Genomic DNA, 8,773 nt, shown 5'->3' with positions numbered 1-8,773 from the left:
TCTGGGTTTCCGTTGCGCCCGGGACTGATTGTACCCTTGAGCACTTTTACCCTTGGGGGAGTCCAGAGGGGCCGCCCCTCTGGTGGGTCCAGGGCAACGCCCTGGTCGCCACAAATGTCCGATAACTGTCACCCTGAATTCATTTCAGGGTCTATGAAGTAGAGATGCTGAAACGAGTTGGGCATGACACTTGAGAAGGATGGATTGATGGCCGCTTTCCGCGCTCGCCGGTGTGCGGCCCGATTGACTTAAATCCAGCCACCCGGGAAAATGGCACCCCCATAAGGTCTGTACCGACGCTTTGGACCAGCTATCGGAGGCAGCATGTTTTCCAACAAGTACCTGTTGTTGATGCTCCTGCTGCTCACGGCCCTGATGTTGGTTGTGGGTTGCGCGGGCTCCGGCGACGATGACGACGACGATACCGGCGGTGACGACGACGACGACACCGGCCCGGGCGATCCGCCGAGCATCGACCATACTCCGCTGAACGACCAGCCCGCGGGCTTCGGCGTCTATTACATCCGGGCGACAATCATTGACAACAGCGCGGTGGCCTCGGCCGCAGTTGTCTACTCGATCTCCGGCAGCGCCGAGACCACGCTGGCAATGGAGGATCGCGGCGAGGGCCTGTTCGTGGGCGCGATCCCTGATCAGCCGGCCGGAGCCAATGTCAGCTATCGGATTTCGGCCAGTGACGATCACGACCAGTCCAGCCAGACCGAGAACTACACCTTTAACGTATTGGGCGCGGTGGAAGTGCTGCTCGACGACGGATCGGCCGAGGACGGCCTGCGCGCCATTGCCGCGGGCGACAGCCTGCTGGTGGGTATGGCCATGCCGATCTACCCGGTCAAGCCCGCGCGGGTGCGGATCAAAGTCCACGTCAACCCAGACGACGCGGGAGTGGCGGTCTCCGGCGTGCTGTTCGCCGATCCCTCGGCAGCCGGTCCGGTCGGCGAGCCGACGTTTGTTTCCGAGCCGCAGGCAGTGCAGTCCGTCGATGCCTGGCTGGATATCGACGTTACGGCCGCCGACATGCAGGTCGACTCGGGCAACCTGATCCTCGGCGTGACCTCGGCCGACGGCAAGACGCCGTTTGTCGGTCTGGACACCTCGGGTTTCGCGGGCTCCGCCTGGTACGGCCGCTCGGGACCGACCTATACGCCGCTGGGCTCGACCCCGTTTGCCAACAACCTGATGATTCGCGCGATCGTGATGATCCCCGGAGGTGACAAATGAGGGCCGCGGCGATTTTAACTATTTTGGCGGCCGCGCTGCTGCTGCCGGTGATTCCGGCGCAGGCGTTCGACGATAATGCGCTGTTGATCGAGATCCCGGCGATGGACAAGTACGAGCGTAGCGCCATCGCGGACCTGGGCCTGGACATCGTCCAGGTGCTCGACGAGTCGGTACTGGTGCTGGGCAGAGACTATGACCTGGCGCTGTTGCAGGACCTGGGCTACACGGTCTTTGCGCAGCCGCTGCCGCAGCTCGACGTGGCGGTGGACCCGGCCTACCGCTATTTCGACGGTATGGTCGCGGTGCTCAACACGTTGGCCGACGCGCACCCGGACGTGATGCTGCTCTCCTCCATCGGCCAGAGCTGGGAATCGCGCGAGCTGTGGACAATCAAGCTCAGCGACAACCCGGACCAGGACGAATCCGCCAGTGAGCCCGGACTGAGCTTTGTGGGCCAACACCACGCGCGCGAGCACATCAGCCTTGAGGTGCCGCTGGGGTTTTTAGAGTACATGGGCGACACCTACGACTACCTGTACTCGACCACCAACCTGGTGCAGACCCACGAGATCTGGGTTACGCCGATGCTCAATCCCGACGGCGTGGTCTACGACATCTCCGGCGGCAGCTATCACTATTGGCGCAAGAACCGCCGCGACAACGAAGGCTCTTACGAGGGCGTGGACCTCAACCGCAACTACGGCTACATGTGGGGCGGCTCGGGCTCGTCGGGCACCATGAGTTCCGATACCTACCGCGGCCCCTCGGCGTTCTCCGAGCCCGAGAGCGCGGCCTACCGCGACCTGATCGTGGACAATCCCTCGATCGAGATCATCGTCAGCTTTCACAACTTCTCCAAGCTGGTGATCTGGCCCTGGGGCTACACCTATTCGGCAATGCCCGAGCCTGATCATACCAACCACGTGACCCTGGGCACGCAGTACGCCTCCTACACCGGGTACACGCCCCAACAGAGTTCGGATCTCTACATAACTTCGGGCGACACCTGCGACTGGGCCTACGGCGACCAGGGCCGAATCTGTTTTACCGTGGAACTCGACCCGGTCCAGTTCGGCGGCGACTTCTATCTTCCCGGCAGCCAGATCCCCGAGGTGCAGGCCAAGAACCTCAACGGCATGCTCTACCTGATCTGGCAAAGCGACGATCCGGGCAAGAGCGGTGACTTGCCCTACGGCATGCAGGGCGTGGCCCGCTCCTGGTCCGAATACAACGCGGGGATGATCCGCTGAGCAACACTCGGATAATTCCGGAACCCTCCGCCGGGGCTAGCAAGTCGTCTGTCGTCGGTGTATAGCCCGGTGCTAAAGGGATTTATATATCCGCTACGCGCGAGTCTGGTCCTGGCGTTCCTGCTCTGGCAGCTGATCAACACCTGCCGTTGGATTATCAACAACGATCTGATGCTCAACCTGGTCTGTCAGATCGACATCTTCCACGCGCTGTTCTATGCGTCCTTTCCCACGCTGCTGCTGGTGACGCTATTTCCGTCACGGATCGAGGGCAGCAGGCCGCGGGCTGCGCTAATGGCCGTCTATCTGGTCGCCGGGCCCTTGGCCGGCATGCTGACCTGCATCGCTCCGCTAACGACCCGTCCCGATCTCCACATTGGTGGCCTGAAGATCGGCATCGCCGTCTGGATCGCCGTGAACCTCACCGGGCTGGGTTGGTTCCACCTGGGTGAAAAGTGGGGTCCCAGGAGCAGGAAGTGGATGCGCGCGTGCCTGCCGCTGAGCGACCTGTTTTTCCCGGCCCTGGTCTGGTCCGCCTATATCTACCGTGAGACGCGAGGCAGACGGACGTTGAGCGTAGCGCGCATTCTGCCCGCCGTGCTACTGGCGTTGGCGCCGTTGCTTCCCTGGCTGGTAAATCCGCTGGACTTCGCCAGTCCGTTGCAGTTCAGCGCGCCGTTGCGCCTGCTCGACTGCGGCAGGTATTACCAGTTTCTGCTCGATCCGCAACGCCGCGACCTGCTGGTCGTGGACCGCAGCTTGCAAGTGATCCAGCGCATCGACCCTCTGGACGGCTCGCGCCGCGAGCGGGTCGCACTCGACATTGTCGCACCGATACGCGCGCTGGCGCTGGACCAGGAATCGCGGAGCCTCGTCCTCGTTGATCCGGGGGGGATGCAAACCCAGGTACTGGACGCGGACACGCTGAAGCTGCGTCGGCGGATCGCCTTCAGCGGTTTAGATCCGGCGAGCGTCGAGTCTTCGCAGAACATGGACGCCTGCCGCACCTATTGGCATGCGCAAGACCATCTGCTCTATGCCAACTGCGAGGGCGGCCTGTTGCTGATGTGCCCCGACGGCCGACGGCCGGTGGCCCAATACATGGGCCTGCCCGGCGATATGCTCTACGACAGCGAGCGCCGCGAGTTTTACACAGCCGCGTGGAACAGAGCCCTGATGGCGCTCTCCCCCGCGGACCTTCACCCGTTGCGCGAGTTCAACCGGGGCAGCGCTGCGCCCGAGCGCATGGCCCTGGACAGCCGGAGTGGCAGGCTGTTCGTGGCCTATCCGATGCTCTCCAGCGTACTGGTGCTGGACATCGAGAGCTTCACGCCCATCAGATGGCTCTATGCCTTTCCCGGCGTGCGGCTGGTAGCGATTGAGCCGCATCACGGATGGCTGCTGTTGGCCGGCCTGTCGCCGCTGATCGAGGTCCGCTCGCTTCAAGATCTCTCGCTGATCAGGCGGATCAAGGCGCCGCCCTACGGTCGTTGGATCGAGTTCGACGAGCAGCGCGATGTGGCCTATCTGACATCCAAAACCCATGGCCTCTGGGAGCTTGATTTAAAGCAACTGGGGCAGATCTCCAGTGGCGCCCGGCTCCTCCAGCGTCTGGACCCATTCTACCTGCTGACAGCTCGGCTCAACCTGCCGATCCTGCGCGCCTTGGAAATGCCGCTGGGAGGTAAGAGCCAAGCGATGCAGCCCGCTGAAAGCTTCGGCGGCCAGCCCTGCGGATCGGGGGATTGGACCCAGGGTACAACCAGCCCCGCATCCGGCAGCAACAATTGATGGCTAAACAGCCTTCGTACGCGTCAAGCGCAATTCGCTGGTCAGTCCGATCGATCGCAGCCTTGATCATCATGCTGCTGTTCGTCCAGGCGGCGCTGTCCAGGGTGCAAAGCTATGAGGCGATGCTCGATATCGTCTGCCAGGTGGAGCTGTTCCGCCTGTTGTTTTACGCCATGCTCCCGGTCTGCCTGCTGGTGCTCCTCGCACCGAGCACGCGGCGTCAGACGCCACTTCTCGGAGCGGCGTGTCTGGCGCTGGCTCCGCTACTGGGCGCAGCTCTGGCCTGCGCTCCGCTGTTCGTCTATCGCTATGTGGGGATCCAACCGTGGTCGGCTGCGTCGGGAATCTGCATCGCGCTCAACCTTGCCGGCGCGGGGTGGATTTGGGTCGGCCGGCCGCAACGCAGGCTGGAGCGGCTGTTGCGCTGCTCACCTCCCTTGGCGGATCTGTTGTTTCCGCTGCCAACCTGGATCTTGATCTCCCGCGACACTACGGTCCCCCGCTGGCTCACGGCCATAATGCGCGCCTATCTTCTGGCACTGCTGGCCGGCTGTTGCCTGTTTCCGTGGCTGTGGGATCCGTTGCCGGCAAACAGCATCGGCCGGTATGATCATTCCGCAAATCTTCTTTTACCAGGCTTCTTCTATCAAACAACGGTCGATCCGTTGGACGGCGACCTGTTGGTGGTCGACTCAAACAATAACGCGATTTTAAAAATCGCCGAGCACGATGGTTCGCTGCTGGGCAAGTTGAAGCTCGATGATGCTCTCGGGGAAGTGCAGGCCGTGGCCATCGCGGGATCGCAACGCAAAATAATCTATGCCGATGGTTTCCGGCAGCGCATGCTGATTGGCAACCTGGACCAGATGCGCGGCTTGGCGACGATCCCGTTCACCGAGGGACCCGATCGCAGCGGCGGGCTGTGCCGTACTTATTGGCAGAAGCAAAGGGGCCTTTTGTGCTCAGTGTGCGTGGACGGACTGCGGGTCTTTTGCGATTCGGGCCGTGCGGTGCGCGCATATATAAGCGGTCCGCCGGGCGACCTGGCCTTTGATCCGAGTCGCGACGAGCTGCTCTATTCCACGATCAACGGCGAGCTCGTCGCGCTGAACCTCGAGTCGCTCGAGGTCACGCGCAGCCTGGTGCTGGGCAGCTGGTCGGAAAAGCTGGCGCTGGACAGCAAGCGGGACCGGCTGTTTATCTCCCAGCCCTACCTGGCCAGGGTGCTGGTGCTCGACCTGGAACGCTTCGAGCCGATCGCCGAGATCCAGGCCATGCCTGGAGCACGCGCGCTGCTGATCGACCCGGCGCGAGACCGGTTGCTCGTCTTCGGCCTGTCTCCGTTGATGGAGGTGCGCGATCTGGAGAACCTGGCCCTGATCGCCCGCCTCAACGTCCCGCCCTGGGTGCGCTGGCTCACGCTCGATGCGCGGAACGACCGGATCTATTTCACAACGGGATTTCACGGGCTGTACAAGCTTGATCCCGCATCAATCGAGGTCGATACTTTAGGCGCGACATTTAAACGGGCGGACCCTTTCTATGCTTTGTTTCGACTGGCGGCGGTATTTAGCGCAAGCCGTTATGGACGGCGGCTGATGATGTCCAATCTACCAATCAGCTCGGCCCAATACATCTTTGACGGCCAATGTGAAGGCCCACCCTGGTACCTGGAGGAATAAGAAATGGAGATCAATCGCCAACTGCTGGCGCCCTGCGGACTGTATTGCGGAGTGTGCTCGATCATGATCGCCCATCGCGACCGCAACGAGAAGTTCAAGCAGGTTCTAGCTGATCTCTACGGCCTCAAGCCCGAGCAGATTCACTGTGAAGGATGCCTGTCCGACGATGTGTGCGAGTTCTGCCAAGTCTGCAAGATCAAAGCCTGCGCTGCGCAACGCGAAATCGAGGGCTGCCATCAGTGCGACGAGTTCCCCTGCGAACACATTGAGAATTTCCCGATCGAGGAGGGCAGAAAGGTGATGCTGCGCTCGGTTCCCCAACGGCGCGAGCTGGGGACCGAGGCCTGGGTAGCTGCCGAGATTGCCCGCTATTCCTGCCCCCAATGCGGCGCAGCCCTGTTCCGCGGCGCCCAGCGCTGCCGCAACTGCAAACAAGCGGTGGACTTGAAGTAGCCCGGATTCCGGACGCTACGATGCGGTTTTCGGTCGGAATCCGGCGAGGCCCGATTTCGCCCAAGACTGAATAATGTAGACATTCCATCCTGTTGGCAGTAACCATCGCCCTTGGCACGCCTCCTGCTATGTAAGTGCCCAGGAGACGTGTCTACAATGCTTGCCACTGCCATTTCCGCGGCTGTTCTGGGTATCGACGCCATCGAAATCGAGGTCGAGGTCGACGCCTCGCTGGGCCTGCCGGGCATCAACGTAGTCGGCATGCCCGACGGCGCGGTCAAGGAGAGCCGCGACCGAGTGCGCTCCGCCCTGCGCAACCAGGGCTACAGCGTGCCCAGCCGCAAGATCACCATCAACCTCGCCCCGGCCGACGTGCGCAAGGAGGGTGCGGCCTACGACCTGCCGATCGCCGTTGGCATTCTGGCGTCGGCGCGGGTGATCCCGGTCGATTGTCTCAGCCGCTTCATGCTGCTGGGCGAGCTGAGCCTCGACGGCCGGGTCAAGGGCGTGCGCGGCGCGCTGCCCGCCACGCTCAAGGCCCAGAGCCTGGGCCTGCGCGGGATCATCGTACCCGCCGAGAACGCGGCCGAGGCCTCGGTGGTCCAGGGGTTCCCGGTCTACCCGGTGCGCGTACTGTCCGACGTAGTCGAGTTCTTCTCCGATCGCAAACAGCTTCCCGAGGCGGTGGTCGACCTTGAGTGCGTGTTCGGCCGCGATTACCTCTATCCCGACGATTTCTCCGACGTACGCGGCCAGGCACATGCCAAGCGCGCCCTCGAGATCGCGGCGTCCGGCGGCCACAACGTGCTGATGATCGGCCCGCCGGGCTCGGGCAAGACCATGCTCGCGCGGCGGCTGCCCTCGATCCTGCCCGACCTCGAGATCGAGGAGGCGCTGGAGACCACCAAGATCTACTCGGTGGCCGGCGAACTGAGCCCCGACAAATCGCTGGTCGTGCGCCGCCCGTTCCGCTCGCCGCACCACACGATTTCCGACGTCGGCCTGGTCGGCGGCAGCGCGATCCCGCGTCCGGGCCAGATTTCACTGGCGCACAACGGTGTGCTGTTTCTCGACGAGCTGCCGGAGTTTCACAAGAACGCGCTGGAGGTGATGCGCCAGCCGATGGAGGACGGCCGGGTGACCATCGCCCGCGCGCAGATGACCGTGACCTTCCCGGCCAAGTTCATGCTCGTCGCCGCGATGAACCCCTGCCCCACAACCCCACCGTGACAGGGCGACACACGGGTCGTGCTCGAACTTAACGCCGCGTTTTATTTAAGTTAATCTTCTTCATATCGTTTTGTCCGTGTGAATCTTAAACATTATAAGCCGAAAATAGCCATGTGTGCTTACAAATGGCCTGAAGTTGGCGGGACCCTAAAAAACCACATCGCCAGGGCGGATTCGGGATCAACATGTTTCGAATGCCGCAGATTGCGAGTAGATTATTCATATAAACATTTCATCTTGCTAAAATAGGCTACTTCAGATAGTCTCGCAAATTATTGATTTCATTGACGGACGAGTTTTGGCGAGGGACAGGTGAAATGGTTTTAATGGAGTTTGGATTGTAGGTGAAATATGAAGAGAAACTTGAAAATATTTTTCCTTGGGTTTTCAACAACTCTTATTCTTCTATTGATAATATTTTATGGATTGCCGCTAGATATTAGAGCATGCTCCACGCCTTTCGCCGGAATGATCGTTAATCGAAGCATGATATTTTGCCCAGGAAGATATGAAATAGGTAATGGAGACAATTGTTCGATCGTCATTGAAAACTCGGATATACACATATCCGGCGATAGGGTTACGCTGGTAGGCGACAGTAAAAAAGATCGTTGCGCCATTGGCATCGAAAAGAATGAAGAGGAGGCAGCGGTATCGAACATATCACTATCCGGTCTTACCATCGAGGATTTCGGCGTTGGTATCTACAGCAGGAATAAACTGGACAATGTAATTATTGAGAATGTTCGAGTTGAAAACATAATATATTCATATATTGATCTGGGAATGGAGAATAAAGCGAGCAGCAATTTGTCAATCGTGAATTCATATTTCGAGGGAACTTTCAACAACGGAATTATTTTACGTGATTGCATGGGTTGCTCAATCACTGATAATCAAATAGTTAATAAGCGAGACGGCATTATTGAATCAAGTATTGTGCTCTTCGGTGGAAGCGGAAATCTGATTTCCAACAACAGCATTTTTTCAGAAAATGACAAGGGCTGTAACGCTATCTGGTTGGACTCCTCCAATAACAATACCATTCAAAACAACACGCTTGATTTGGGATACAAGGACGGTAGCCATTTTGTCAACAGCAACAACAATCTGTTTGTCAGCAAT

7 protein-coding genes are annotated in these 8,773 nt (G+C 59.9%); all 7 read left to right on the top strand.

What is annotated here, in order from left to right; genetic code table 11:
* Positions 1-324: 324 nt before the first annotated feature.
* A complete protein-coding gene (locus P9M14_11695) occupies positions 325-1,242 on the top strand; it encodes a hypothetical protein (protein MDP8256403.1) in 918 nt (305 codons plus the stop codon).
* Complete coding sequence (locus P9M14_11690; GenBank protein MDP8256402.1) at positions 1,239-2,492, top strand: M14 family metallopeptidase; 1,254 nt, start codon at positions 1,239-1,241, stop codon at positions 2,490-2,492. Before P9M14_11695 ends, P9M14_11690 begins: the two co-directional genes overlap by 4 nt.
* 69 nt (positions 2,493-2,561) lie before the next feature.
* Entirely contained in the window at positions 2,562-4,283 is a 1,722-nt protein-coding gene (locus P9M14_11685) for a hypothetical protein (GenBank protein MDP8256401.1), read from the top strand.
* Positions 4,283-5,965, top strand: coding sequence for a hypothetical protein (locus tag P9M14_11680; GenBank protein MDP8256400.1), 1,683 nt, complete (start codon positions 4,283-4,285; stop codon positions 5,963-5,965). The genes P9M14_11685 and P9M14_11680 overlap by 1 nt, the downstream gene beginning before the upstream one ends.
* 3 nt (positions 5,966-5,968) lie before the next feature.
* Positions 5,969-6,418, top strand: a complete 450-nt coding sequence (locus P9M14_11675; GenBank protein ID MDP8256399.1) for a DUF3795 domain-containing protein — start codon at positions 5,969-5,971, stop codon at positions 6,416-6,418.
* A 156-nt stretch (positions 6,419-6,574) separates the two neighbouring features.
* Positions 6,575-7,648, top strand: coding sequence for a YifB family Mg chelatase-like AAA ATPase (locus P9M14_11670; GenBank protein ID MDP8256398.1), 1,074 nt, complete (start codon positions 6,575-6,577; stop codon positions 7,646-7,648).
* A 351-nt stretch (positions 7,649-7,999) separates the two neighbouring features.
* Positions 8,000-8,773: right-handed parallel beta-helix repeat-containing protein (locus P9M14_11665; protein MDP8256397.1), on the top strand; the 774-nt coding region annotated here is incomplete at its 3' end.

Source organism: Candidatus Alcyoniella australis (assembly GCA_030765605.1).
In the GTDB taxonomy this organism is placed as follows: Bacteria; Lernaellota; Lernaellaia; order JAVCCG01; family Alcyoniellaceae; genus Alcyoniella; species Alcyoniella australis.
This window is presented reverse-complemented; position numbering and strand designations above follow the sequence as displayed.